This is a genomic window from Pseudomonas sp. 31 R 17 (assembly GCF_900004915.1).
GTDB lineage: Bacteria > Pseudomonadota > Gammaproteobacteria > Pseudomonadales > Pseudomonadaceae > Aquipseudomonas > Aquipseudomonas orientalis_A.
In genome coordinates this window covers 16,529-40,830 of the sequence record NZ_CVTN01000085.1, presented here as the reverse complement: position 1 = coordinate 40,830, position 24,302 = coordinate 16,529, and the positions used below count along the sequence as shown (strand labels likewise).

General features: G+C 60.2%; 20 protein-coding genes and 4 tRNA genes. 12 read left to right on the top strand and 12 right to left on the bottom strand.

Going from position 1 to position 24,302, the window contains the following annotated elements; genetic code table 11:
• Window positions 1-450: 450 nt before the first annotated feature.
• On the bottom strand, window positions 451-1,191 hold the full coding sequence (locus BFP89_RS25485; protein ID WP_005786709.1) for an FKBP-type peptidyl-prolyl cis-trans isomerase: 741 nt from the start codon (window positions 1,189-1,191) through the stop codon (window positions 451-453).
• 246 nt (window positions 1,192-1,437) lie between these two features.
• On the opposite strand from BFP89_RS25485, the gene BFP89_RS25480 reads away from it, so the two are divergent.
• The 3 genes from BFP89_RS25480 to BFP89_RS25470 all read left to right on the top strand — a co-directional run bounded on the left by BFP89_RS25480 (window position 1,438) and on the right by BFP89_RS25470 (window position 5,278).
• Window positions 1,438-3,246, top strand: coding sequence for a di-heme-cytochrome C peroxidase (locus BFP89_RS25480; protein WP_065888213.1), 1,809 nt, complete (start codon window positions 1,438-1,440; stop codon window positions 3,244-3,246).
• A gap of 15 nt (window positions 3,247-3,261) precedes the next feature.
• A complete protein-coding gene (locus BFP89_RS25475; protein WP_065888212.1) occupies window positions 3,262-4,398 on the top strand; it encodes a catalase family protein in 1,137 nt (378 codons plus the stop codon).
• Window positions 4,399-4,411: 13 nt separating this feature from the next.
• Window positions 4,412-5,278, top strand: coding sequence for a GNAT family N-acetyltransferase (locus BFP89_RS25470; RefSeq protein ID WP_065888211.1), 867 nt, complete (start codon window positions 4,412-4,414; stop codon window positions 5,276-5,278).
• Window positions 5,279-5,470: 192 nt separating this feature from the next.
• On the opposite strand, the gene BFP89_RS25465 is transcribed toward BFP89_RS25470, so the two are convergent.
• On the bottom strand, window positions 5,471-5,971 hold the full coding sequence (locus tag BFP89_RS25465) for an Lrp/AsnC family transcriptional regulator (protein ID WP_065888210.1): 501 nt from the start codon (window positions 5,969-5,971) through the stop codon (window positions 5,471-5,473).
• 119 nt (window positions 5,972-6,090) lie between these two features.
• Between BFP89_RS25465 and BFP89_RS25460 the strand changes: the two genes are divergently transcribed.
• The 3 genes from BFP89_RS25460 to BFP89_RS25450 all read left to right on the top strand — a co-directional run bounded on the left by BFP89_RS25460 (window position 6,091) and on the right by BFP89_RS25450 (window position 9,788).
• Window positions 6,091-7,125 carry a histone deacetylase family protein gene (locus BFP89_RS25460; protein ID WP_065888209.1) on the top strand — a complete coding sequence of 345 codons (1,035 nt, stop codon included), beginning with the start codon at window positions 6,091-6,093 and terminating at the stop codon, window positions 7,123-7,125.
• Between the two features lie 48 nt (window positions 7,126-7,173).
• A complete protein-coding gene (locus BFP89_RS25455; protein WP_065888208.1) occupies window positions 7,174-8,226 on the top strand; it encodes an ornithine cyclodeaminase in 1,053 nt (350 codons plus the stop codon).
• Window positions 8,227-8,372: 146 nt separating this feature from the next.
• Window positions 8,373-9,788, top strand: coding sequence for an amino acid permease (locus BFP89_RS25450; protein ID WP_065888207.1), 1,416 nt, complete (start codon window positions 8,373-8,375; stop codon window positions 9,786-9,788).
• Between the two features lie 175 nt (window positions 9,789-9,963).
• Here the strand turns inward: BFP89_RS25450 and BFP89_RS25445 are convergent.
• The 4 genes from BFP89_RS25445 to BFP89_RS25430 all read right to left on the bottom strand — a co-directional run bounded on the left by BFP89_RS25445 (window position 9,964) and on the right by BFP89_RS25430 (window position 10,484).
• Window positions 9,964-10,040: transfer RNA gene (locus BFP89_RS25445), tRNA-Asp, on the bottom strand.
• Window positions 10,041-10,059: 19 nt separating this feature from the next.
• Window positions 10,060-10,135: transfer RNA gene (locus tag BFP89_RS25440), tRNA-Val, on the bottom strand.
• 177 nt (window positions 10,136-10,312) lie between these two features.
• Window positions 10,313-10,389 (bottom strand) — tRNA-Asp (locus tag BFP89_RS25435).
• Window positions 10,390-10,408: 19 nt separating this feature from the next.
• Window positions 10,409-10,484: transfer RNA gene (locus tag BFP89_RS25430), tRNA-Val, on the bottom strand.
• 159 nt (window positions 10,485-10,643) lie between these two features.
• Here BFP89_RS25430 and rdgC point away from each other — a divergent pair.
• The 3 genes from rdgC to sugE all read left to right on the top strand — a co-directional run bounded on the left by rdgC (window position 10,644) and on the right by sugE (window position 13,105).
• Window positions 10,644-11,564 (top strand): recombination-associated protein RdgC, encoded by a 921-nt coding sequence (gene rdgC, locus BFP89_RS25425; RefSeq protein WP_065888206.1) that lies wholly within the window; start codon window positions 10,644-10,646, stop codon window positions 11,562-11,564.
• 155 nt (window positions 11,565-11,719) lie between these two features.
• Complete coding sequence (locus BFP89_RS25420; RefSeq protein WP_065888205.1) at window positions 11,720-12,685, top strand: bile acid:sodium symporter family protein; 966 nt, start codon at window positions 11,720-11,722, stop codon at window positions 12,683-12,685.
• 105 nt (window positions 12,686-12,790) lie between these two features.
• A complete protein-coding gene (sugE, locus tag BFP89_RS25415) occupies window positions 12,791-13,105 on the top strand; it encodes a quaternary ammonium compound efflux SMR transporter SugE (protein WP_065888204.1) in 315 nt (104 codons plus the stop codon).
• A 109-nt stretch (window positions 13,106-13,214) separates the two neighbouring features.
• Here the strand turns inward: sugE and BFP89_RS25410 are convergent, their stop codons facing one another.
• From BFP89_RS25410 to BFP89_RS25400, 3 genes are all read right to left on the bottom strand, one after another.
• Window positions 13,215-15,089, bottom strand: a complete 1,875-nt coding sequence (locus BFP89_RS25410) for an MFS transporter (RefSeq protein ID WP_065888203.1) — start codon at window positions 15,087-15,089, stop codon at window positions 13,215-13,217.
• Window positions 15,090-15,146: 57 nt separating this feature from the next.
• The gene (locus tag BFP89_RS25405; protein WP_065888202.1) at window positions 15,147-16,295 is read right to left on the bottom strand and encodes a TDT family transporter; all 1,149 of its coding nucleotides are present in this window, start codon (window positions 16,293-16,295) and stop codon (window positions 15,147-15,149) included.
• A gap of 77 nt (window positions 16,296-16,372) precedes the next feature.
• Complete coding sequence (locus tag BFP89_RS25400; protein WP_065888244.1) at window positions 16,373-17,572, bottom strand: MFS transporter; 1,200 nt, start codon at window positions 17,570-17,572, stop codon at window positions 16,373-16,375.
• A gap of 121 nt (window positions 17,573-17,693) precedes the next feature.
• Between BFP89_RS25400 and BFP89_RS25395 the strand changes: the two genes are divergently transcribed.
• Entirely contained in the window at window positions 17,694-18,233 is a 540-nt protein-coding gene (locus tag BFP89_RS25395; RefSeq protein WP_065888201.1) for a TetR/AcrR family transcriptional regulator, read from the top strand.
• 131 nt (window positions 18,234-18,364) lie between these two features.
• On the opposite strand, the gene BFP89_RS25390 is transcribed toward BFP89_RS25395, so the two are convergent.
• From BFP89_RS25390 to BFP89_RS25380, 3 genes are all read right to left on the bottom strand, one after another.
• On the bottom strand, window positions 18,365-19,144 hold the full coding sequence (locus tag BFP89_RS25390) for an ABC transporter permease (RefSeq protein WP_065888200.1): 780 nt from the start codon (window positions 19,142-19,144) through the stop codon (window positions 18,365-18,367).
• The gene (locus tag BFP89_RS25385; RefSeq protein WP_065888199.1) at window positions 19,141-20,073 is read right to left on the bottom strand and encodes an ABC transporter ATP-binding protein; all 933 of its coding nucleotides are present in this window, start codon (window positions 20,071-20,073) and stop codon (window positions 19,141-19,143) included. Before BFP89_RS25385 ends, BFP89_RS25390 begins: the two co-directional genes overlap by 4 nt.
• Window positions 20,074-20,208: 135 nt before the next feature.
• The gene (locus BFP89_RS25380; RefSeq protein WP_065888198.1) at window positions 20,209-20,826 is read right to left on the bottom strand and encodes a glutathione S-transferase family protein; all 618 of its coding nucleotides are present in this window, start codon (window positions 20,824-20,826) and stop codon (window positions 20,209-20,211) included.
• A 363-nt stretch (window positions 20,827-21,189) separates the two neighbouring features.
• On the opposite strand from BFP89_RS25380, the gene BFP89_RS25375 reads away from it, so the two are divergent.
• Together BFP89_RS25375 and BFP89_RS25370 are read left to right on the top strand one after the other, a co-directional pair.
• Window positions 21,190-23,637, top strand: a complete 2,448-nt coding sequence (locus tag BFP89_RS25375; protein WP_065888197.1) for an acyl-CoA dehydrogenase — start codon at window positions 21,190-21,192, stop codon at window positions 23,635-23,637.
• A 75-nt stretch (window positions 23,638-23,712) separates the two neighbouring features.
• Complete coding sequence (locus tag BFP89_RS25370) at window positions 23,713-24,120, top strand: PA2817 family protein (RefSeq protein ID WP_065888196.1); 408 nt, start codon at window positions 23,713-23,715, stop codon at window positions 24,118-24,120.
• The last annotated feature ends 182 nt before the right edge of the window (window positions 24,121-24,302 follow it).

Sequence of the window (24,302 nt, the reverse complement as noted above, 5' to 3'; positions counted from 1 at the left end):
CAAGCCCCCTCCCACATTTGGACCGGGATCGACTCAACATCCTGATCGGCCCTGAGGCCGTCATCGGGGGCAAGCCCCCTCCCACATTTGGACCTGGATCGACTCAACATCCTGGTCGGCCCTGAGGCCGTCATCGGGGGCAAGCCCCCTCCCACATTTGGACCGGGATCGACTCAACATCCTGGTCGGCCCTGAGGCCGTCATCGGGCCCAAGCCCCCTCCCACATTTGGACCGGGATCGACACAACATCCTGGTCGGCCCTGAGGCCGTCATCGGGGGCAAGCCCCCTCCCACATTTGGACCGGGATCGACTCACTGGTCGGCCCCGAGGCCGCCATCGGGAGCAAGCCCTCTCCCACAGTTTGATCGCAGGGAGCCAGGCAGATACCCGTCGGCGAAAACAACAACGCCCCGTCGAAACGGGGCGTTGTCGTTGGTTGCAGCGCCGATTACTTCTTGGCGGCAGGTGCAGCAGGTGCGTCAGCCGCTTCAGCCTTGGCTGGGTCCTTGATGCCCAGCAACTCCAGGTCAAATACCAGCACGGAATTGGCTGGAATCGCCGGGCTCGGGCTCTGGGCGCCGTAAGCCAGGTCGGACGGAATGTACAACTCGACCTTCTCGCCAACATGCATCAGTTGCAGGCCTTCGACCCAACCCGGGATCACGCCGCTGACCGGCAGGTCAATCGGGCTGCCACGGTCCACGGAGCTGTCAAAGGTAGTGCCGTTGGTGAGCTTGCCGGTGTAGTGAACAGTCACTACGTCGGTAGGCTTGGGCTGGGCGCCGTCGGCTTTCTTCACGATCTTGTACTGCAGACCGGAAGCAGTGGTGACCACGCCGTCTTTCTTGGCGTTGTCTTCGAGGAATTTCTTGCCGGCCGCTGCCGACTCTTCGCTCATTTTGGTCATGCGTTCTTCAGCGCGCTTTTGCAGTGCGGCAAACGCTTCAACCAGTTCGTCATCCTTGAGCTTCTGTTCTTTCTTGCCGACAGCGTCTTCAATGCCTTGGGCTACCGCTTTGGAGTCCAGGTCATCCATGCCTTCTTGAGCAAGGCTCTTGCCCATGTTCAGGCCGATGCCGTAGGAAGCTTTCTGCGCCGGGGTTTTCAGCTCTACGCTGGTCTGCGAATCACAACCCGCAAGTACCAGGCTAACCAGGGCCACCGCCGCCGCCAACCGATGCTGTTTCATGCTATTTCCTTGTTCATGCGCCAAAAGGGCATTCGAATAAAGTCGCGAGCTTATCAGGCGGCCACGACCAATGGCTACCGGCATGTGAGCAGGAAACGTCTGATAAGTTCACGTGTTTAAAAGCAATTTCATTCATGATGCAGGTCCGCGACGGATCGTGGGACCTGTCATTCCAGACTCATGGCCACTTGCCGCCCCCTTGGCGTAGTGGCATAACAACGCGAACAACCGACAAGGATAGTTAACTTGCGCATTTTCACCCGTGTCTTACTCCTGATCCTCCTGGCACTGGGCCTGATTCTGGCCGTGGTGCTCTATTACACGATCAACCCCAGGCTGCCGGACTACGTGCCCGTGGAGCAGGTGCACTATCAGGACCAATGGAGTGCCGCCGACCGCCAGACCTATTACTTCACGCCCCAGGGCACTCAGGTCAAAGGCCTGCACTACGACTGGTTCACCGCGCTGGAGCTGCCCTTTTCCGAGCGCCGTTTTGCCTCGCCGGAGTACCTGGCCCGTTTCGGCTTCCTGGTGGACCCCCGGCAGGCGCCCAGCGCGCAAAACCCCGGCAACCTGCCGGTGGGTTTCGCCCGGCATAAAAATGCGGGCAGCAACGTTGAATACCTGGATATCACCTGCGCCGCCTGCCACACCGGCGAGCTGCACTTCAAAGGCCAGGCCCTGCGTATCGATGGCGGCTCCGCCCAGCATGTACTGCCGTCGAGCGTGCCGACCCTGCGCGGCGGCAGCTTCGGCCAGGCGCTGGTCGCCAGCCTTGCGGCGACTTATTACAACCCGTGGAAATTCGAGCGCTTCGCCCGCCAGGTCCTGGGGGAGCGCTACGACGCCGAACACAGCCAACTGCGCCAGGACTTCAAGCAGTCGCTGAACCGCTTCCTCAAGGTTGCCTGGAACGATACCCACCGTGGCCTCTACCCCACCGAAGAAGGACCGGGCCGCACCGACGCCTTCGGCCGCATCGCCAATGCCAGCTTTGGCGATGCCATTTCCCCGCAAAACTATCGCATCGCCAACGCGCCGGTGGACTACCCGCAATTGTGGGATATATGGACCTTCGACTGGGTGCAATGGAACGGTTCGGCCCAACAGCCCATGGCCCGCAACATCGGTGAAGCCCTCGGCGTCGGCGCGACCCTGGACTTCTTCGACAGCGCCGGCCAGCCCCTGCAAGGCGATGCGCGCTACCCTTCCAGCGTACGCGTGCGCGACCTGAACTTGATCGAAGAGACCTTGCAACGCCTCAAGCCACCCACCTGGCCCGAAGACCTGTTCGGTGCCATCGACAAGCCCCTTGCCGCCCAGGGCCGCGCATTGTTCGCCGAGAACTGCGCCGGCTGTCACGTGCCCACCGTCACGCAAGAAGGCGGCCGGCCGGTGCAGCAACTGAAGATGCTGCCGGTGGACTACATCGGCACCGACCCCGGCACCGCCAACAACATCGCCGACCAGCGCTACGACCTCAGTGCGCTGCAATGGGACCCGGCGGAGCTGGCCGGGCTCAACGTCCAACTGCACCCCACGCCCACCGAGCCACTGGACCTGAAAAAGATGTCCGTGGCCAAGGGCCTGGCCTACGTCACCGCGTTCGTCGAGGACCACGCCTACCGTGCCGCCGGCGTGACCCCGGCCGAGCGCCCGCGCCTGGACGGGTACGGCCTGCCCATCGGCGTGCGCGAGTTACGCGCGTACAAAGCGCGGCCGCTGGCTGGCGTCTGGGCAACGCCGCCGTTCCTGCATAACGGTTCGGTGCCGACGATCTACCAGTTGCTCTCGCCCCAGGACGAGCGCAGCACCACCTTCTATAAAGGCACCTTCAACTATGATCCGCGCCATCTCGGCTTTGAGACCGACGCGTTCAAGAATGCCTTTGTGTTCGATACCAAAATCACCGGCAACCACAACAGCGGCCACGAATTCCGTGCCGGCCAGCGTGGCAACGGCGTCATCGGCCGTGGCTTGCTGCCACAGGAACGCTGGGCGCTGCTGGAATACCTCAAAGTGCTGGGCAGCCCGCTGGAGCAACAACTGCCATGATGATTCGATCCCCCTATGACCGCCCCTCCCTGCTCGCCCGCCTCNNGCGGGTTTCTCGGCAAAACCCTGTTGTGGCTGGTGGGTCTGGGCCTGCTCGGTTGGCTCGGCGCCAGCGCGTGGTACGCCTGGCAACACAGCGGCCCGGTGTCACCGGACGAACAGATTCCGCCCGGTGAAGCCGCCATGACCCAGGGCATCATCCAGACCGCCGTGCGCATCGTCGACCAGCACCGCGAGGGCACGCGCTACCTGCGCGATGCCCACGCCAAGGCCCATGGTTGTGTGAAGGCCGAAGTCAGCGTGCTGGCCGACCTCGATCCGGCGCTGCGCCAGGGCGTGTTCGCAACGCCGGGTAAAACCTGGCAGGCGATGATGCGGCTGTCCAACGGCAATGCCTACCCGCAATTCGACAGCATCCGCGATGCCCGCGGCATGGCCATCAAGCTGCTCGACGTACCCGGCAAACAGCTGATGGCCGATCAGCAAACGCGCACCGAGCAGGACTTCGTGATGTTCAGCCACCCGAACTTTTTTGTCAGCGACGTGGCCGAATATGCGCAGAACATCGGGGCCCAGGCGGATGGCAAGAAAGTGCTGGCGTTCTTCCCCAAGGCCGACCCGCGCACCTGGCAGATACGCCACCTGTTCATCGCCCTGGCCACCCTCGCCCCTGCCCCGGCCAGCCCGACGCAGACCACCTACTTCTCGGTTTCGCCCTATAAGTTCGGTGCGGCCAACGCCAAGTTCCGCGTCGCCCCCGACCCGCAAAGCTGTCCTGAATACACATTGCCCAAACAGAACCAGGACCTGCCGAACTTCCTGCGCAGCGCGCTCAATCAACAACTGTCCACAGACCGCGTACCGGCTTGCTTCGTGTTGCAGATCCAGCGACAGAACCCACAGACATTCATGCCCATCGAAGACACCAGCATCGAATGGAAGGAAAGCGACGCACCTTTTGAAACCGTGGCCAGGGTGCGGGTCCCGGCGCAGGACTTCGACACGCCCGCGCTGAATCTCGCCTGCGACAACCAGTCATTCAACCCCTGGTTCGGCGTGGCAGAACACCGCCCCATCGGCGGCATCAACCGCCTGCGCAAGGCGGTGTACGAAGCGGTCAGCGATTACCGCCACAGCCGCAACGCGCCGTAGGCGCAGTGCCTGCATGCCAGCAGAGGAAACCGATGTGAGTCCCGCTTACCTGTATCGCCCGGCAACCGCCGCCGACCTGCCCGCCGCCCATGCACTCTCGGTGCACCTTGAATGGCCTCATCGCGAGGAAGACTGGGCGATGGTGCAGCGCATCTCCGAAGGCTTCGTCGCCGAACAGGACGGTGTCTTGGCAGGCATCGCATTCGCCTGTCATCAGGGGACCTATTCGTCCATCGGCCTGGTGATCGTCAGTCATCAGCACCGGAGCAAGGGCATCGGGCGGCGCTTGATGAAGCTGTGCCTGGACGCCGTGGGCCCACGCACGCCGATCCTCAATGCCACCGAGTCAGGCGCACCGCTGTACGCCAGCATGGGATTCGTTGAATTTGCACGTATTCAGAAACATCAGGGCGTGCCGCAGACGCCGGAGCCCCTGCCCGGGAGCCGCCACGGGCAATGTCGCGTATTGAGCCGAGTCGACTACCCGAAGGTGATCGAACTGGCCAACGCCGGCAGCGGACTGGACCGCACCGGCGTACTCAACGACCTGCTGCCGACGGCCGAGCATGTGGTGGGCATCGAGGTAGAGGGGCACCTGCAGGGGTGCGCCATGGTCCGCGAATTTGGTCGCGGCCACCTCATTGGCCCCGTCGTTGCGCACCACCCGGAGCAGGCTCGACACTTGATCACTCACCTTCTTCGGTTGATCCCGGGCGCGTTCGTGCGCTTCGATATTCCCAGCGCATGCGGGTTGGCCGACTGGCTGGAGAACCTCGGGCTGCCGTGCACGGAGAACGCGCCACGCATGGTGCGGGGGATACCGCCCCGATCAAGCGCCGGGGTCACCGAATTTGCGCTGGTGACCCAGGCGATCGGCTAATGAATGCCCGCTCGCCGGCACGTGCAATCGTGCCCTCATCACAGACCGGAATGAACAAGTGCAGGGACAAGTGATCCAGATGCTGCATGACGTCCCTCCCGCTGCAATGTGACGCGAACCGAACGCTGCCTTTGCCTTCAATTTCCCCGATTGCTCTACTGCACACCGAGCGTAGTGCGGTGCCCATCCCGATTAACCCTTGCTCAATTTGGGTATGGCAATGCGACTACCGGTCTTGATTTCACGCAACGCCAGACTCGACTGAATAGACGCAATACCGACCTGGCGCCTCAGCACTTGCTCGATAAAGTCGCTATAGCTGTCGAGATCCTCTGCCAACACTTGAAGCACGTAATCGGCGTCTCCGGTGATTTTGTGGCAGGCCAATACTTGCGGCAATTGCGCAATCACTGCCTCGAAGGCGTCCGGCGCATGATCGGCATGGGTGGAAAAGCGGATGTGCACGAATGCCATGATATCCAGCCCGAGCATTCTTCGATCCAGCGTTGCCTGATAACCCTTGATCACGCCCGCCTCTTCCATTCTCTTGCGCCGTCGCCAGCAAGGCGTGAGGCTCAATGAAAGCCGCTCACTGAGTTCGGCATTGGAAATGCTCGCGTCCTCCTGCAACAACTCAAGAATGGCCAGATCGGTCTCGTCGAGGCTGATGCGCCTGGATATATTTTTCTTCATTACGCTGTTCCTGAGTTAAATCGCCCGATAAATATCCTTAAGCACGAAGACAAAGCAAAGAAATCGCGTCCCGACCAGAACAGAATATTTTCACTGGCTCACATTAACGGATGCGCAGAATGTTTACAGTTTTCAGTGATTCCCACCGTCTGCACCATGGCACCGAGTTGAAGGATGGCGTGCTCAAGCCGTCGTTTGAGCAGCCCAGTCGGGCCGACACCGTTTACAACCGTGTCAAGCAAACAGGCCTTGGCCGGATAGTCGAACCGCGCGTGTTTGACCGCTCGTGTTACGTCAACGCCCACAGCGAACGCTACGTGAGCTTCCTGGAAAGTGCCTGGTCGCAGTGGTGCGCCACAGGACGCACCCATGACGCCCTGCCACTGGTATGGCCTGTACGTGACTTGGCCAACGATCAAGTGCCGACGTTCATTGACGGCAAACTCGGTTTCTTCGCAATGGATGCCGGCTCGCCAATCACCGCCACGACCTGGCAAGCCGTCAAGACCAGTGCCGATATCGCCCTGACGGGGCTGGCACTTATCGACGAAGGCCACGACAGCGCCTTTGCCCTGTGTCGTCCGCCGGGCCATCACGCGGCGCGTGAATATATGGGGGGCTACTGCTATCTCAACAATGCGGCCATTGCTGCACAGCAGGCAATCACTCAGGGCGCCAAACGTGTCGCGGTACTCGACGTCGATTTTCATCACGGCAACGGTACCCAGAACATTTTTTACCCGCGCAATGACGTGATGTTCATCTCGCTGCATGGCGAACCGGCCGTGTCCTATCCCTACTATTCGGGGTTCAGCGATGAAATCGGCGCCGGCCACGGCGAAGGGTTCAACCTCAACTATCCATTGCCGAAAAACACCGCGTGGGAACGCTACCGCGACGCCCTGCTTCATGCCTGCGGAAAACTTCAGCAGTTCGCGCCAGAAGTACTGGTGATTTCACTGGGCGTCGACACTTTCAAGGACGACCCGATCAGTCACTTCCTTTTGGAAAGCGAGGACTTCATCGGGATCGGCGAGCTGATAGCGAGTGTGGGTTGCCCCACCCTCTTTGTGATGGAAGGCGGCTACATGGTCGATGAAATCGGCATCAATGCGGTGAACGTACTGCATGGCTTCGAGAGCAAACGCGCCTGATCCCCCCTGACTCTACAACGCCTAACTGGATAGATTGGAGAATAAAAAATGACGCTCTTCCTGGATGTCGATGATGCCGCGCGCCTGTTCGCCAAGATTGGTATCCGCCGGGCAATCCGTGAGATGGCCACCTACATCGAAGCAGACTATTTACGCTGGGCGCAGTTTGACAAGTCGCCGCGCACGGCCAATCACTCCGCAAATGGTGTGATCGAGCTGATGCCTACCGACGATGGCAAGCAGTACTCCTTCAAGTACGTGAATGGCCACCCGGACAATGGTCAGCAGAACCTGCTGACGGTGATGGCATTCGGTCTGCTGGCCGATGTCCACAGTGGCTATCCAACCCTGCTCAGCGAGCTGACACTGACCACTGCAGTGCGCACCGCGGCAACCTCGGCATTGGTCGCGCGCACGCTTGCCCGTCCAGGCGCAACCTCAATGGCGCTCATTGGCAATGGTGCTCAGAGCGAGTTTCAGGCGCTTGCCTTCCATGAAATGCTGGGCATCAATGAAATTCGCATCTTCGATATTGATCGCGACGCCTCACTCAAGCTGCTGCGCAACCTGGCGGCTTTCCCGACGATCAAAGTGATTCACGCCGACTCCATACGGGAGGCGGTCAAGGGCGCGCACATTGTCACCACCGTTACCGCCGACAAGGCCTACGCGACGATCCTGACGCCCGAGATGATTGAGCCCGGCATGCATATCAATGCCGTCGGCGGCGACTGCCCGGGCAAGACCGAACTGCACGCCGACATCCTGCGCAACGCTCGGGTCATCGTGGAGTTTGAACCTCAAACGCGGATTGAAGGTGATATTCAGCAACTGGAGGCCGACTCACCCGTCATCGAGTTTTTCCAGATTGCGCAAGGCGACGTCCAGGGCCGCGAGAACAATGAACAGGTGACGGTATTCGATTCAGTGGGCTTTGCCCTCGAGGATTTCTCATCGCTTCGCTACCTGCAGGTGATGGCGCACGAACATCAAGTCGGCCGGCACATCCACCTGGTACCCACGCCTGAAAATATAAAAAACCTGTTCCAGATGCTTGATCAGCAACCCACCAAAGCCGCCCCTCTGCGCACGGCCAGTTGATCTGCGAGTGACGCCCCAAGGCATCTGCAGCGGGCCGTCACTGCCCAAATAAAACAACACCGTCACCCGCCATTGCATCCTGACAGTGGCGCTGGATACCCATTTTTCTGCCAAAACTCAAAAACATAAGATCAAGAGGTTTTGAAATGAAATCGAATTCATCAGAGCGGGCTGAGCAGCCTGCGCTGCAGCGCACGCTCAGCAATCGTCACATCCAGTTAATGGCCATGGGCGGAGCCATTGGCACGGGTTTGTTCATGGGCTCCGGAAAGATCATCGCCCTCTCTGGCACCTCGATCATCCTCATCTACATGATCATCGGCCTGTTCGTTTATTTCGTCATGCGCGCCATGGGCGAAATGCTGCTATCGAATTTGAATTTCAAGACCTTTGCGGATTTCGCCGGCGCCTACCTGGGGCCTCGCGCCGCATTTTTTCTCGGTTGGTCGTATTGGCTGAGCTGGAGCGTTGCAGTGATCGGCGATGCCGTTGTCGTGGGCGGCTTTTTCCAGTACTGGTTTCCCCATCTGCCTGCCTGGATACCGGCTATCGGGATGCTGGCGACCCTGTTTGCCTTGAACGTGCTGACGGTCAGGCTTTTCGGTGAGGTCGAATTCTGGTTCGCGATCATCAAGATCATCGCCGTCGTAACGCTTATTGGCGTCAGCCTCGTGATGATTGCCAGCTCGTTCGTATCCCCCAGTGGCGTTACCGCGTCCCTGGGCCACCTGGTGGATAAGCAGGCTGCGTTCCCGAATGGCTTGCTGGGGTTTTTCGCCGGTTTCCAGATGGCGATATTCTCCTTTGCCGGCACCGAACTGATCGGCACCGCAGCGGCAGAAACCCGATCTCCGGAGAAGACCCTACCCAAGGCAATCAACTCGATTCCGCTGCGAATCATCCTGTTCTATGTGTTGGCATTGGGCTGCATTATTGCCGTGACGTCCTGGCAGCAGGTTTCACCTGTGAAAAGTCCTTTTGTCGAACTGTTCCTCGTCGCAGGCTTCCCCGCAGCAGCCGGCATCGTTAACTTCGTGGTTCTGACATCCGCCGCTTCCTCGGCCAACAGTGGCGTGTTCTCATCCAGCCGTATGCTGTTCGGGCTGGCCAATCAAGACAATGCTCCGGGTATTTTTCGGCGGCTATCGGGCAATAGCGTGCCTCTGCTGAGCCTGGCCTTCACTACATTATTGATGCTGGTGGGTGTACTTGTGCTGTTCATCGTTCCGGAGGTCATGACCGCATTCACCATCGTTTCCACGGTGTCAGCGATTCTGGTGATATTCACCTGGTCGACCATCCTCGCGTCCTACATTGCCTATCGCAAAAAGCGCCCTGAGCTTCACGCTAAATCTGCCTACAAGATGCCGGGCGGCGTCCCAATGGCAGTGCTCTCACTGGCGTTCATGGGTTTCGTTCTATGCCTGCTGGCATTGAGACCTGACACCCGCGTTGCCTTGATGGTCATGCCCGGATGGTTCATATGGCTGGCCATTGCTTATCAGCTGACACGTAGCAGGAAGCCTGAAACGGCGGTGGAGTCGGCGAGTCAAATCGGTTGAGCTGCGTCACGCCAGAGCAGCATTCGCTGCTGCTCTGGCGGCGCAACTTGATTGTCTGACTGGAAACCGTGGCTGGAGATGCAATTGCAGCACAATGGTGCAGACGAAAAAAAGCCCGCTCAATGAGCGGGCTTCTTGTGGCGACCTGGCGTTCAGTGTTCCAGGTTGTCGAATATGGCGCAGCGGACGGGACTCGAACCCGCGACCCCCGGCGTGACAGGCCGGTATTCTAACCGACTGAACTACCGCTGCGCGTAACACGTGAAGCGAATGGTGGGTGATGACGGGATCGAACCGCCGACCCTCTGCTTGTAAGGCAGATGCTCTCCCAGCTGAGCTAATCACCCTTCGTTTCGGTGTGGGCGCATCATACACCAAAAAACCGTAATATCTTGATTTAAATGCACTTTATTTAAAAAAAATTTACCGCACGATTTTTTGCCATATTGCGGGCAATAAAAAGCCCGCTCAATGAGCGGGCTTTCCGTGGTGACCTGGCGTTCAGCATTCCAGGTTACCGAATATGGCGCAGCGGACGGGACTCGAACCCGCGACCCCCGGCGTGACAGGCCGGTATTCTAACCGACTGAACTACCGCTGCGCGTAACACATGAAGCGAATGGTGGGTGATGACGGGATCGAACCGCCGACCCTCTGCTTGTAAGGCAGATGCTCTCCCAGCTGAGCTAATCACCCTTCGTTTCGGTGTGGCGCGCATTCTACGGAGCGCTCCCAGGTCTGGCAAGCACTTTCTTAAATCTTTTTTTTCAGCCCTTCCAATGGCTTACGCAGGGTTGGCCTGCGGCGTGATCAAGAGAATAATGCCCCCCTTTGTATAGAGGAGAGACTCACCCCATGTGGTTCAAGAACCTGCTTATCTATCGCCTGACCCAAGATCTGCCTGTTGATGCCGAGGCGTTGGAAGCGGCCATGGCCACCAAACTGGCGCGCCCGTGTGCAAGCCAGGAACTGACCACTTACGGTTTCGTTGCACCCTTTGGTAAAGGTGAAGACGCTCCCCTGGTCCACGTCAGCGGGGATTTCCTGCTGATCGCCGCGCGCAAGGAAGAACGCATCCTGCCGGGCAGCGTGGTACGCGACGCGGTTAAAGAGAAGGTCGAGGAGATCGAGGCCGAGCAAATGCGCAAGGTCTATAAAAAGGAACGCGACCAGATCAAGGATGAAATCATCCAGGCCTTCCTGCCACGCGCCTTTATTCGTCGCTCGTCGACCTTCGCCGCCGTCGCGCCGAAACAGGGTCTGATCCTGGTGAACTCGGCCAGCCCGAAACGCGCGGAAGACTTGCTCTCCACCCTGCGCGAAGTGATCGGCACCCTGCCGGTGCGCCCACTGACCGTAAAAACCGCACCGACGGCGATCATGACCGATTGGGTCACCACCCAGAAACCGGCGGCCGACTTCTTCGTGCTCGACGAATGCGAACTGCGCGACACCCACGAAGACGGCGGGATCGTGCGCTGCAAGCGCCAGGACCTGACCGGCGAAGAAATCCAGCTGCACCTGACCACCGGCAAAGTCGTGACCCAACTGTCCCTGGCCTGGCAGGACAAGCTGTCCTTCATGCTCGACGACAAGATGACCGTCAAGCGCCTGAAGTTCGAAGACTTGCTGCAGGACCAGGCCGAACAGGACGGCGGTGACGAAGCCCTGGGCCAACTGGACGCCAGCTTTACCCTGATGATGCTGACCTTCGGCGAATTCCTGCCGGCGTTGATCGAAGCACTCGGCGGTGAAGAGACCCCACAAGGCATCTGAGCCATGTGAAAGTCAAAATGTGGGAGGGGGCTTGCTCCCGATGGCGGTGTATCAGGCAAAAATCCATTAGCTGATACACCGCCATCGGGGGCAAGCCCCCTCCCACATTTGATTGCATTGCCAATTCAAAAATCGAACAAGAAAGGACACCTTCCATGCGCGCACTCGCCGCCTTGAGCCGCTTCGTCGGCAATACCTTCGCCTACTGGGTGTTGATCTTTGCCGTCGTCGCATTTCTCCAACCCAGCTGGTTCCTCGGCCTGAAAAGCGCCATCGTCCCACTGCTGGGCCTGGTGATGTTCGGCATGGGCCTGACCTTGAAACTCGAAGACTTCGCCGAGGTCGCCCGCCATCCGTGGCGCGTCGCCCTGGGCGTGGTCGCGCATTTTGTGATCATGCCCGGCGTGGCGTGGTTGTTGTGCCAGGTCTTTCACCTGCCGCCGGAAATTGCCGTAGGTGTGATCCTGGTGGGCTGCTGCCCAAGCGGTACCTCATCCAACGTAATGACCTGGCTGGCCCGTGGCGACCTGGCACTGTCGGTGGCGATCGCCGCCGTCACCACCCTCCTCGCCCCGCTGCTCACCCCGGCGCTGATCTGGCTGCTGGCCTCGGCCTGGCTGCCGGTGTCGTTCATGGAGCTGTTCTGGTCGATCCTGCAAGTGGTGCTGCTGCCAATCGTGCTCGGCGTACTCGCGCAACGCTTGCTGGGTGATCGGGTTCGTCATGCGGTCGATGTGCTGCCACTGGTCTCGGTGGTCAGCATCGTGATCATCGTCGCCGCCGTAGTTGCCGCCAGTCAGGCGAAGATTGCCGAGTCGGGCCTGTTGATCATGGCCGTGGTGATGCTGCACAACAGCTTCGGCTACCTGCTCGGCTACTTCACCGGGCGCCTGTTCAAGTTGCCATTGGCGCAACGCAAGTCGTTGGCGCTGGAAGTGGGCATGCAGAACTCCGGGCTCGGCGCCGCGTTGGCCAGTGCGCACTTCTCGCCACTGGCGGCGGTGCCCAGTGCGCTGTTCAGCGTCTGGCACAATATTTCCGGGGCGTTGCTCTCGACTTACTTTCGACGCATGAGCGAGAAGGAAGATCGCCGCGCGCTGGAGAATACCCCGCACACTTGATCGACCGTCCCATATTCGGCACTCTTGGCACCTCGCGGGGACGACCCCGCGACGCCAATGCGCGTTGAATCCGGGGACGACCCCGCCTGAAGAAGCGAGGTCATCATGTCCTGGATCATTCTGTTTTTCGCCGGATTGTTTGAAGTCGGTTGGGCCGTCGGCCTGAAGTACACCGATGGCTTCAGCAAGCCGCTACCCACCGTACTCACTGTCGCCGCCATGGCCATCAGCCTTGGCCTGCTGGGGCTGGCGGTGAAGGAACTGCCGCTGGGCACGGCCTACGCCGTATGGACCGGCGTGGGTGCGGTGGGCACGGTGATCGCCGGGATTATTCTGTTTGGGGAGTCCATGGCGTTGTTTCGGTTGGCCAGCGTGGCGTTGATCATTTGCGGGCTGATTGGGCTCAAGATCAGCGCTTAGGCCGCTACCGCCATCGGGGGCAAGCCCCCTCCCACCTTTTGCTTTGTGAACGCATTCAAAATGTGGGAGGGGGCTTGCCCCCGATGAGGCCAGTCCCCCCAGCACAGAACTACCTGACACTCCCCCGCAGAACACCGACCACAGCCTGCAACTGCGCAGGTGTCGCCTCCTCTACCCGCACAGGCTCCCCCGCCACCAGCACCACCCGCGACCAGATCCGATGAAAGAACCCCTTGTTCGGATCGCGACTGAAAAAACTGCCCCACAGCCCCTGCAACGCCAGCGGAATCACCGGCACCGGCGTTTCTTCCAGAATGCGCGTCACGCCACCGCGAAACTCATTCATCTGGCCATCGCCGGTCAACTTGCCTTCCGGGAAGATGCACACCAGCTCGCCTTCCCTCAGGTACTCGGCAATCCGCGCGAAGGCCTTTTCGTAGATCTGGATATCTTCGTGACGCCCGGCAATCGGAATCGCCCCGGCGGTGCGGAAGATAAAGTTGAGCACCGGCAAGCGGTAGATTTTGTAGTACATGACAAAACGAATCGGCCGACGCACTGCGCCACCAATCAGCAGCGCATCGACAAACGACACATGGTTGCAAACGAGCAAGGCCGCGCCTTCATCCGGAATCCGCTCCAGATTGCGGTGCTCGACGCGGTACATGGAATGGCTGAGCAGCCAGATCATGAAGCGCATGGTGAACTCGGGCACGATCTTGAAGATGTAGGTATTGACCGCGATGTTGAGCAGCGACACCACCAGGAACAACTCGGGGATCGACAGCTTGGCCACGCTCAGCAGCAGGATCGAGACGATGGCCGACACCACCATGAACAGTGCATTGAGAATGTTGTTGGCCGCGATCACGCGCGCACGCTCGTTTTCGGCGGTGCGCGACTGAATCAACGCATACAGCGGCACAATGTAAAAGCCGCCGAACACGCCCAGGCCGAGGATATCGAACAACACCCACCAGGCCTGCCCGTAGCCGAGCACCGCCAGCCAGTCGTTGGCCTGGATATTCTGGGGGAAGCCGCCGGAATGCCACCACAGCAGCAGGCCAAACACCGTCAGGCCGAACGAGCCGAACGGCACCAGGCCGATCTCCACTTTACGTCCCGAGAGTTTTTCGCAGAGCATCGAGCCCAGGGCGATCCCCACCGAGAACACGGTGAGGATCAGGGTCACGACGGTTTCATCGCCATACAGCCATTCCTTGGCGTAGGCCGGAATCTGCGTCAGGTAGATCGCGCCGACGAACCAGAACCATGAATTGCCGACGATGGAGCGCGATACCGCCGGGGTCTGCCCCAGGCCCATGCGCAACGTGGCCCAGGATTGGGTGAAGATATTCCAGTCCAGGCGCAATTGCGGCGTGGAGGCCGCCGCCCGTGGAATGCTGCGGCTGGCCAGGTACCCCAGCACCGCCACGCCGACAATCGCCACGGCCACTACCGGCGCGTAGTGGGTGGACGACATCATGATGCCCGCGCCGATGGTGCCGGCAAGAATCGCCAGGAACGTGCCCATTTCCACCAGGCCGTTGCCGCCGACCAACTCATCGTCGTGCAGGGCCTGGGGCATGATCGAATATTTCACCGGGCCGAACAGCGCCGAGTGGGTGCCCATGGCGAACAGTGCCAACAGCATCAATTCCAGATGGTTGAAGAGAAAACCGGTGGCGCCCACGGCCATGATCACGATTTCACCGAGCTTGATCGCGCGGATCAACGCGTCCTTGTTGAATTTCTCGCCAAACTGCCCGGCCAGCGCCGAGAACAGGAAGAACGGCAGGATGAACAGCAAGGCGCACAGGTTGACCCAGATGGAACGGTCGCCTTCGATGCTGAGCTTGTAGAGAATCGCCAGAATCAGCGATTGCTTGAAGATGTTGTCGTTGAAAGCGCCCAAAAGCTGGGTGATGAAAAACGGCAGGAAACGCCGTGTGCGCAGCAAGGTGAATTGTGAGGGGTGGCTCATCGTCCGTGTTCCTGCGTGGCCTGTTATTAGTCAGGCCACGACTTTACCTAATCCCGCTTACTTATTCGCTAGCCCCGCAATGCATGGCGAAACAAAAAGCTCGCCTTTGTAGGCGCCCTGCACCGTGCGTGTGGCCACGATCAGCCACAGCAGCGCCAGAGCCACCACCAGCACACCGCCCAATACGCTGAAGAACCCCAGGTGCAACAGGCTGGCAAGCTTGAGCGTGGCCAGCGCGTAAACCCCCAGCGGAAAGGTAAAGCCCCACCAGCCCAGGTTGAACGGAATACCGGCGCGCAGGTAACGCAGGGTGATCAACACCGCCATCAACATCCACCAAAAACCGAAGCCCCACAGGGTGATGCCGGCCACCAGGCCGAGCCCGTTGGCCATTTCGCCAACTCCCGGCAGGCCATTGGCGGCAAAGATCGCCGGCGCATCGCCGCCCAGCAGCAACATGCCCAGGGCACCGGTGCCGATAGGACCCAGCGCCAGCCAGCTCGATGCCGCCATATTGGCGTGGGGCAGTTTATGCAAGGCCATGCGCAGCATCAGGATGGTCAGGATGCTGAAGGCGACCGGCAGCGAGAACGCCCAGAGTACGTAACTGGTCACCAGCATCACCAGTTGCCCATGGGCATCGGCCAGGTGCGGCGCCAGCAGACCACCGCTGGCGGCGGCGACCTCGGCGGCCACCACCGGCAGCAGCCACACTGCGGTCATCTGGTCGATGCTGTGCTCCTGGCGGGTGAACATCATGAACGGAATCAACACGCCGCAAGCCAACGCCATGGCTACGTCCAGCCACCACAGGGCTTCGGCCAGGGGAATCACAGCGTCGCCCCAGCGCGGCAGTCCGAACAGCAGCAAGCCATTGAGAATGGTGGCCAGGCCCATGGGGATGGTGCCGAAAAACATCGAGACCGTGGAATGCCCGAAAATCCGGCGCGCCTCGTGGAAAAACATCAGCCAACGTGCGCCATACAGCACGCTGAACAGGACGAACAGGCCGATGGTGAACATCCACAGGCCTTCGGCGACCGCGCGCAAACCGGGCAGATTTCCCGGCAGTTGCGCCAGGGCCAGCGCCAGCACGCCGGTCCCCATGGTCGCGGCAAACCAGTTCGGGGTGAACTGGCGAATCACTTCCCGAGGACGGGTCAGGTGGCTGAAGGGTTTATAGCTGATGCTTGTCGAGCAGGTCATGATGGCAATCCTCTTCCTCGCATGAGGTTGCAGCCATCATAGAAGCGTATCGAATATCTATATAACGGGTAATATCTCTAACAGTTATCTGTTTTACAGATGTTCGGCACTGGCGTGCGCTGCCATGACAGTCCGGCCAAGGCACCCACGGCGAGCAGAATAAGGAGCGCGCCGTACGCATCCGTGGTCGCAATCAGACCGAATTCGCGACTCAGGTTACCGGCCAACAGCGCCGGCAGGCAGAACGCCAGGTAACTCAATACATAGAACGCCGACATCAACCCCGCTCGCTCGTGAGGCAGCGCCAACCCTACGATGCTGCGCACACTGCCCATGAACCCGCCGCCGAAACCCAGGCCGGCAACCACACTGGCCGCAAAGAACAGCCACAGGCTGGCACTTTGCACAGCCACCAGCAACAGGGCCACGCCGGTCGCCAGCAGTACCGCCGACAGCCGCATGACCTTGTCCGCAGGGTGCTCGCGCAGGCTGTAGATCATCACCGCGCCACTGAGGGTGATCACCGCCACCAGGCCACCGCCGATCAGGTGCGACGTCGACCCCGTCGCCGCCCGCACCAACGAGGGCGCCAGGGATGAAAAGAACCCTCCCAGCGCCCATACCGCCACATTCAGCGGCATGGCCAAGGCCAGGGCACGGCGTGCCTGCTTAGGTACATGCAGAGTCGGCGCCAGGGACTTCAAGGCCCCCGGAATGCGGCTGACGGTTTCCGGCAAGCGCCAGACATACAACGCCTGAAGCACCATCAATCCGAGCAGGGCGAAGTAGATCAGTTGGGTCGGCCACGGTGCGTATTCCACCAGCAAACCGCTGCCCAGGCCGCCACTGGCCATCCCCAGCATCGGCGCGAGACTGTTGAGCATCGGCCCGCGCAGGCGGTCGGTGTCAAGCAACGTCGCACCCAGGACTGCCGTGGCTGTCCCGGTGGCGAAACCTTGCAGTGCCCGCGCGGCAATCAAGTACGCGGTGCTGTCGGCGTTGATAAACAGCAGCATCGCCACGATATTCAGGATCAACGCGACGAAAATCACCGGCTTGCGCCCGACATAATCCGACAGCGAGCCCACCGTCAGCAGCGCCGCCAGCAGGCTCACGGCATACACGGCAAAGATCAGCGTCAGCATAGCTGCGGAGAAATGCAGGTTGTCCTGATACACCTGATACAAGGGCGTCGGCGCGCTGGATGCGGCGAGAAAGGTCAATACGGTGATGACCAGGAATGTCAGGCTGGACCGTTGAGACAGGTTGCTGGGCATAGGCTTGCTGGACGTAGGCTTGCTGGACATAGACACGCTCCGCTAAAGCTAATATTTTGCTTTTGTGAAGTGTGCTACCCGTCGACGCTTAAAGCAAATTCTTTGTGTTAAGGTTTTATCCATGGCGATCAAAGAAGGCCTTCGCCCGGGGGGCCGTAGTGCCCGGGTACAAGAATCGGTGCATTCGGCCGTCCGCGAACTGCTGCAGACCCATGAACGCGCCACCATCACCGTACCGATGATTGCGACACGCGCGGGCGTCACCCCCTCGACCATATACCGCCGCTGGGGCGACCTTTCCGCCGTGCTGGCCGATGTAGCCCTGGCACGCATGCGCCCGGACACCGAGCCGGCCACTACCGGCAGCCTGCGCGGCGACCTGCTGGCCTGGGCTGAGCAATACCTGGACGAAATGAGTTCGGAGCCCGGGCGCAACATGATGCGCGACGTGCAATGCAGCCTGACGCCGGGGTATTGCGTGAGCATCTTGAGCGGGCAGTTGCAGGTCATTGTCGATCGTTACCCGGAGCATGCAGCCCCCAGCGTGGACCACCTGATCAACCTGCTCGCGGCACCCACGGTATTCCGAATTCTGTTCTCGACAGAGCCCCTGAGCGTCGAAGAGCTGCATGCCCTGATCGACCTTGCACTGACAAACTAAAGCCTTGCACAAAGCAAATGTGGGAGGGGGCTTGCCCCCGATGGCAGTGTGTCAGCTGCAGATAAGCTGGCTGACACACCGCTATCGGGGGCAAGCCCCCTCCCACATTTTTACCCGCGTTTTAACCGGTATTAGGTACGCATCCCACGCCCGCTCACCAGCAACCGCGCGCATCCGACGTACAAGACGATGGTGGCAACGATCATGAAGGTGATCGCCACGCTGATCTTGATATCCGACACTCCCAGGATGCCGTAGCGGAAGGCGTTGACCATGTGCAGCACCGGGTTGGCCAGGGACACGGTCTGCCAGAACGGCGGCAGCAACGTGATGGAGTAGAACACCCCGCCCAGGTAGGTCAGCGGCGTGAGCACGAACGTCGGGATGATCGAAATATCATCGAAGTTGCGCGCAAATACCGCGTTGATGAAGCCGAGCAGCGAGAAGATCGTCGCCGTCAGTACCACCACCAGAATGGTGACTCCCAGGTGATGCACTTGCAGGTGGGTAAAGAACAACGACAACAAGGTCACGATCACGCCCACCATCAAGCCGCGCAGCACGCCGCCCAAGGTATAGCCGATCAGGATCGTGTGCGGCGACACCGGTGAAACCATCAGTTCTTCGATGGAGCGCTGGAATTTGCTGCCAAAGAAACTCGACACCACGTTGCCGTAGGAGTTGGTGATCACCGACATCATGATCAGGCCCGGCACGATGTACTCCATGTAGGTGAAGCCACCCATGTCACCGATCTGCCGACCGATCAAGTTACCGAAGATCACAAAGTACAGGACCATGGTGATCGCCGGTGGCAGCAGGGTCTGCGGCCAGATTCGGGTAAAGCGCTTCACCTCGCGGTAGACGATGGTCTGCAGCGCGACGAGGTTGGGTTGCAGTTCGGAACTCATACCGCCACCTTCGCCAGATTTTTCTCCACCAGGGACACGAACAACTCCTCAAGGCGATTGGTTTTGTTACGCAGGCTCAACACTTCGATGTTCTGGGTCGCCAATTGGCTGAACAGCGCAGTGATGCCCTTGGCTTTGTCCACCTGGACTTCAAGCGTGTGGCTGTCCACCAGACGGCTTGGGTAGCCCAACAGTTGCGGCGGCGCCGACAGATTGTTCTTCAGGTCGAGCAGGAAGGTTTCCACATGCAGCTGGCCCAGCAGGTTACGCATGCTGGTGTTCTCGACAATGGTGCCGTGGTCGATGATGCCGATATTGCGGCACAGCTGTTCAGCTTCCTCGAGATAGTGCGTGGTGAGGATGATGGTGATGCCCTTCTCGTTCAGCTCGGTGAGAAAGGTCCACATCGAACGACGCAACTCGATGTCCACACCCGCAGTGGGTTCGTCGAGGATCAGCAGGCGCGGTTCATGCACCAGTGCGCGGGCGATCATCAGGCGGCGCTTCATGCCACCGGACAACGAGCGCGAAGGCACGTCACGCTTGTCCCACAGGCCCAATTGGGTCAGGTACTGTTCGGCGCGCTCCTTGGCGACTTTCATCGGGATGCCGTAGTAGCCGGCCTGCGTCACGACGATGTCGAAGGTCTTCTCAAACTGGTTGAAATTGAATTCCTGGGGCACCACGCCGATCGAGCGCTTGAGCGCCGCAGGGGATTTGTCCAGGTCATGGCCAAAGATATTCACCGTGCCGCTGGTCTTGTTGACCAGGGTCGAGAGGATACCGATGGTGGTGGATTTGCCGGCACCGTTGGGGCCGAGCAAGGCGAAGAAGTCACCTTCGGCAACGTCCAGATCGATACCACTCAGGGCCTGGAAACCGTTGCCGTAGGTTTTGGTTAGCTGCCGGATGGACAGAGCGGAACTCATATCTGATTACGCACCAAAGAAAAGAATAGAAACAATAGATGAGGGCACACCGCAGGTAGTTCAACCTGCGATGAGGTGCGAGCATGGTGCGTGCCCGCGCTGCACAAGTACAGTCACCTGTATTAATAGTGTGTATCAGGTCAACGCGGTCATCACCGCTTTGCGGTAGGCCGGACGCTGTTTCAGGCGCTCATACCAGGCCTCCAGGTTGGGCATTGCCGGGCGTTCGATGGGCATTTCGAACCAGGCGTAGATGAAACAGCCCAGTGGGATGTCGCCCATGCCGAACGCCTGGCCGGAAAGGTAGGGTTGCGCAGCCAGGGCCTGCTCGACAGTGTCGAGCGCTTCGATGCAGGCTTGGCGCCCGGCGTTGATACTGTCCCAGTTGCGCTTTTCGGGGGCGGTACGCAGGATGCCCCAGAACACTGCCTTGAATGGATCGGCGAGCGTCGAGGTGGTCCAGTCCATCCACTTCTCGGCGCCGGCCCGGATTTGCAGGTCACTGGGGTAAAATTCCGACGCATGCTTGGCGCACAAGTAGCGCACGATGGTATTGGATTCCCACAACACAAAGTCGCCATCTTCAATCATCGGCACCCGGCCGTTGGGGTTCAAGGCCCGGTATTGCGGGGTGTCGACCACACCAAACGCCCCACCCGCATCAATTGCCTCATAGTCCAGGCCGAGCTCCTCGGCGCACCACAGTGCTTTCCTGACGTTTGATGAATTTTTACGACCCCAGATTTTCAGCATGACCGCGCCTTATCGTTGTTGAACATGGCTTGATGACGCCGCAGCATACGCCGGTTCAGGCGCGCCTTGAATCATCCTGCATGGCGCCCGGCATTGAGTCAGCGCAACGCGCAGTCTCACCGATTGCACGGCAAAGACTGACCGGTCATATAAATCCCCATGGGTTCCGCGACGTTTCGGGGCGAACTCCACCACCAGCGGGCGGTCACTGAAGAAGAGGCTGGCGATGAAACGGTACTCATCTCTATATAGCGCACTGATGGCTGTCCCCAGTACAAACTTGTAACACCCTGATCACCCCGCTTGGCCGGACGCCGTCTAAGCTCCCTGGTGGTTTCGCCCTGGTTTCACGGAGGATTGAATATGCTGTTGTTGTGGATACTGGTTCTGGTGGTCGGCATTGCCTACCTGGCACACCGGCGCACTGCGCCCCTGCCTGCCCTGGGTGTGGTCGCCGTCTACCTGTTGGCGATGGGCGCCTGGAGCCATGCCCCGGGTTGGCTGCTGCTGATTTTCTGGGTGCTGATCGCCGTCGTGGCCCTGCCGCTGTTGCTGCCCGACCTGCGCCGCCAATACTTCACCAAGCCGCTGTTCAGTTGGTTCCAGAAAGTCCTGCCGCCCATGTCCGAGACCGAGCGCGATGCGATCGACGCGGGCACCGTGTGGTGGGACGGCGAACTGTTCAGCGGGCGTCCTGATTGGGACAAATTGCTGGCCTACCCCAAGGTGCAATTGACTGAAGAAGAACAGGCGTTCATCGACGGCCCCACCGAAGAGCTCTGCGCCATGGTCAGCGACTGGGAAATCGGCCAGGTCATGGACCTGCCCCCTGCGGCCTGGGAGCACATCAAGACTCATGGTTTCTTCGCCCTAATCATCCCCAAGGAATACGGCGGTAAAGGCTTCTCTGCCTATGCCCACTCGCAAGTCGCGATGAAACTGGCCACCCGCAGCGGTGATCTGGCGTCCACCGTGATGGTGCCCAATTCCCTGGGCCCCGCCGAGTTGCTGTTGCACTACGGCACCGACGAGCAACGCGACCACTACCTGCCGCGCCTGGCGCGTGGCGACGATATTCCGTGTTTCGCCCTGACCGGCCCGCTGGCCGGCTCCGATGCGGGCGCCATGCCCGACACCGGCGTCATCTGCAAAGGTGAGTGGGAAGGCAAGGAAACCCTCGGCCTGCGCTTGAACTGGGAAAAGCGCTACATCACCCTCGGCCCGGTCGCGACCTTGCTCGGCCTGGCATTCAAGGCCCATGACCCGGATCATCTGCTGGGCGACGAGGAAGACCTGGGCATCAGTCTCGCGCTGATCCCTACCGACACCCCGGGTGTGGAAATCGGCCGCCGTCACCTGCCCCTGGGCGCCGCGTTCATGAACGGCCCCAATTCGGGCAAGGACGTCTTCATTCCTCTGGAATTCCTCATCGGTGGCCAGGAGATGCTCGGCAAGGGCTGGATGATGCTGATGAACTGCCTGTCCGTGGGCCGTTCAATCTCCCTGCCTGCAGTGGGCACCGGCGCCGCCAAGTTCACCAGCCTGGTGACCGGCCAATACGCGCAGGTCCGTGAACAGTTCAACGTGCCGCTGTCAGCCTTCGAAGGTATCCAGGAAGCCCTGGCACGCATCGGCGGCAACGCCTGGCTGATGGACAGCGCCCGCATGCTCACCGCCAATGCCGTGGACCTGGGCGAAAAACCCTCGGTGCTGTCGGCGATCCTCAAGTACCACCTCACCGAACGCGGCCGCGAGTGCATCAGCCACGCCATGGACGTGCATGGCGGCAAGGGCATCATCATGGGCCCGAACAACTACCTGGGCCGCAGCTGGCAAGGCGCGCCGATCTTCATCACCGTGGAAGGCGCGAATATCCTCTCGCGCAACTTGATGATCTTCGGCCAGGGTGCGATTCGTTGCCATCCGTTCGTACTCAAGGAAATGGCCCTGGCCGGTCGTGAAGACCATGACCAGGCGTTGAAGGAGTTCGATGGCCTGCTGATGCAACACATCGGTTTCGCCGTGAGCAACGCCGCCAGTACATTGGTGTTGAACCTGGGCATCGGTCACTTCGAAAAGGCCCCGGGCAACCGTCTGAGCCAGGGTTATTTCCGCGCGCTGAACCGCCAGGCCGCCGCGTTCGCCCTGCTCGCGGACCTGAGCATGATGCTGCTGGGCGGCGAGTTGAAACGCCGCGAACGCCTGTCGGCGCGCCTGGGTGATGTGCTGAGCCACATGTACCTGGCCTCGGCGGCGCTCAAGCGCTACCACGACCTGGATTCGCCGGACCACCTGGAACCGCTGTTCGCCTGGGCCATGGAGGAAAGCCTTGGCCAATCCGAGCGTGCGTTGGATGAACTGCTGAGCAACTTCCCGAATAAAATCCTGGGCTGCCTGTTGCGGGTGATCGTGTTCCCGTTCGGGCGTCGTCATACCGGGCCATCCGATGCGTTGGATGCCGAGGTTGCTGCAGTGATCGGCCGCGCCAAGGGCGACCCGACCCTGGAAGAGTTGCTGGCGGGCTGCTATCGCCCACAATCGGCGGAAGATCCGGTGGGCGCGCTGCAACATGCCTATGACCTGCTCGGCGCCAGCCATCCCCTGCAGAAAAAACTGCACACCGCGCTCAAGAGCGGGCAGGTCAAACCGACTGCCGGTGAGTCCGCCATCGACGCCGCGCTGCACGTCGGCGTGCTGCAACCGGCCGAAGCGCAAACCCTGCGCGACGCCGAAGCGGCGCGTCGCAAGGTGATCGATGTGGATGATTTCAGCAAGGACGAGCTGATGCAGGCTGAGGGTAAAGTCCGCTGATACCGGCGGTCATATAAAAACGGGCGCGAGAGGCATATACTCTCGCGCCCGTTTTTGCTTTAGAGGACTTATCTCGTGTCCAACGTCGTTGCCGATCATCTCGCCTTGCTCGACCACCTGCGTAGCATCCTGGTTGCCGTCGGCGAAGCCGAACAGGTACCCGAGGAAAGCCATTCGCTGTTTCTGGAACGTTTCGACGAACTGCGCGCCCTGTTGCCCGTCGATCCTATCGAAAGCCAGTACCTGGGCCAGGACCTGATGAGCCAGGTCATCCTGCGCTACCCGCAGATCGCCCACCTGGTGCCGCGCGATCTGCTGTGGTTCTTTGGCGGTGATTGCCTGCATTTCATGCCCGACGAAGAACTGGACCTGTACCAGGCCCTTGAAGAACGTCGCTATGAAGCCGAGCTGAACGACGAACCGTTCGACTGGAACCAGGAAAAGCAACTGCTGGCCATGCCGGATGACCAGAGCAAGCACTGATTATCAGGGGCTTGTGTGGGAGGGGGCTTGCCCCCGATGGCGGCCTCTGGGCCGACCAGGATGTTGGATTGGACTGGGTACATATCCATTTCTGCGGTAACGGCTGCTAATGGTTCCGCTTTTACAGCGGCTCACTTTTGAAAAGCGCAAAAGTAAGCAAAACGCTCTTGCCCCACCACTCG

Excerpts from the sequence above, each read along its gene's own strand:
- BFP89_RS25485 (WP_005786709.1), bottom strand. The coding sequence starts at position 1,191 with ATGAAACAGCATCGGTTGGCGGCGGCGGTGGCCCTGGTTAGCCTGGTA.
- BFP89_RS25470 (WP_065888211.1), top strand. The coding sequence starts at position 4,412 with ATGCCAGCAGAGGAAACCGATGTGAGTCCCGCTTACCTGTATCGCCCG.
- BFP89_RS25465 (WP_065888210.1), bottom strand. The coding sequence starts at position 5,971 with ATGAAGAAAAATATATCCAGGCGCATCAGCCTCGACGAGACCGATCTG.
- BFP89_RS25460 (WP_065888209.1), top strand. The coding sequence starts at position 6,091 with ATGTTTACAGTTTTCAGTGATTCCCACCGTCTGCACCATGGCACCGAG.
- BFP89_RS25455 (WP_065888208.1), top strand. The coding sequence starts at position 7,174 with ATGACGCTCTTCCTGGATGTCGATGATGCCGCGCGCCTGTTCGCCAAG.
- BFP89_RS25450 (WP_065888207.1), top strand. The coding sequence starts at position 8,373 with ATGAAATCGAATTCATCAGAGCGGGCTGAGCAGCCTGCGCTGCAGCGC.
- rdgC (WP_065888206.1), top strand. The coding sequence starts at position 10,644 with ATGTGGTTCAAGAACCTGCTTATCTATCGCCTGACCCAAGATCTGCCT.
- BFP89_RS25420 (WP_065888205.1), top strand. The coding sequence starts at position 11,720 with ATGCGCGCACTCGCCGCCTTGAGCCGCTTCGTCGGCAATACCTTCGCC.
- sugE (WP_065888204.1), top strand. The coding sequence starts at position 12,791 with ATGTCCTGGATCATTCTGTTTTTCGCCGGATTGTTTGAAGTCGGTTGG.
- BFP89_RS25410 (WP_065888203.1), bottom strand. The coding sequence starts at position 15,089 with ATGAGCCACCCCTCACAATTCACCTTGCTGCGCACACGGCGTTTCCTG.
- BFP89_RS25405 (WP_065888202.1), bottom strand. The coding sequence starts at position 16,295 with ATGACCTGCTCGACAAGCATCAGCTATAAACCCTTCAGCCACCTGACC.
- BFP89_RS25400 (WP_065888244.1), bottom strand. The coding sequence starts at position 17,572 with ATGCCCAGCAACCTGTCTCAACGGTCCAGCCTGACATTCCTGGTCATC.
- BFP89_RS25395 (WP_065888201.1), top strand. The coding sequence starts at position 17,694 with ATGGCGATCAAAGAAGGCCTTCGCCCGGGGGGCCGTAGTGCCCGGGTA.
- BFP89_RS25390 (WP_065888200.1), bottom strand. The coding sequence starts at position 19,144 with ATGAGTTCCGAACTGCAACCCAACCTCGTCGCGCTGCAGACCATCGTC.
- BFP89_RS25385 (WP_065888199.1), bottom strand. The coding sequence starts at position 20,073 with ATGAGTTCCGCTCTGTCCATCCGGCAGCTAACCAAAACCTACGGCAAC.
- BFP89_RS25380 (WP_065888198.1), bottom strand. The coding sequence starts at position 20,826 with ATGCTGAAAATCTGGGGTCGTAAAAATTCATCAAACGTCAGGAAAGCA.
- BFP89_RS25375 (WP_065888197.1), top strand. The coding sequence starts at position 21,190 with ATGCTGTTGTTGTGGATACTGGTTCTGGTGGTCGGCATTGCCTACCTG.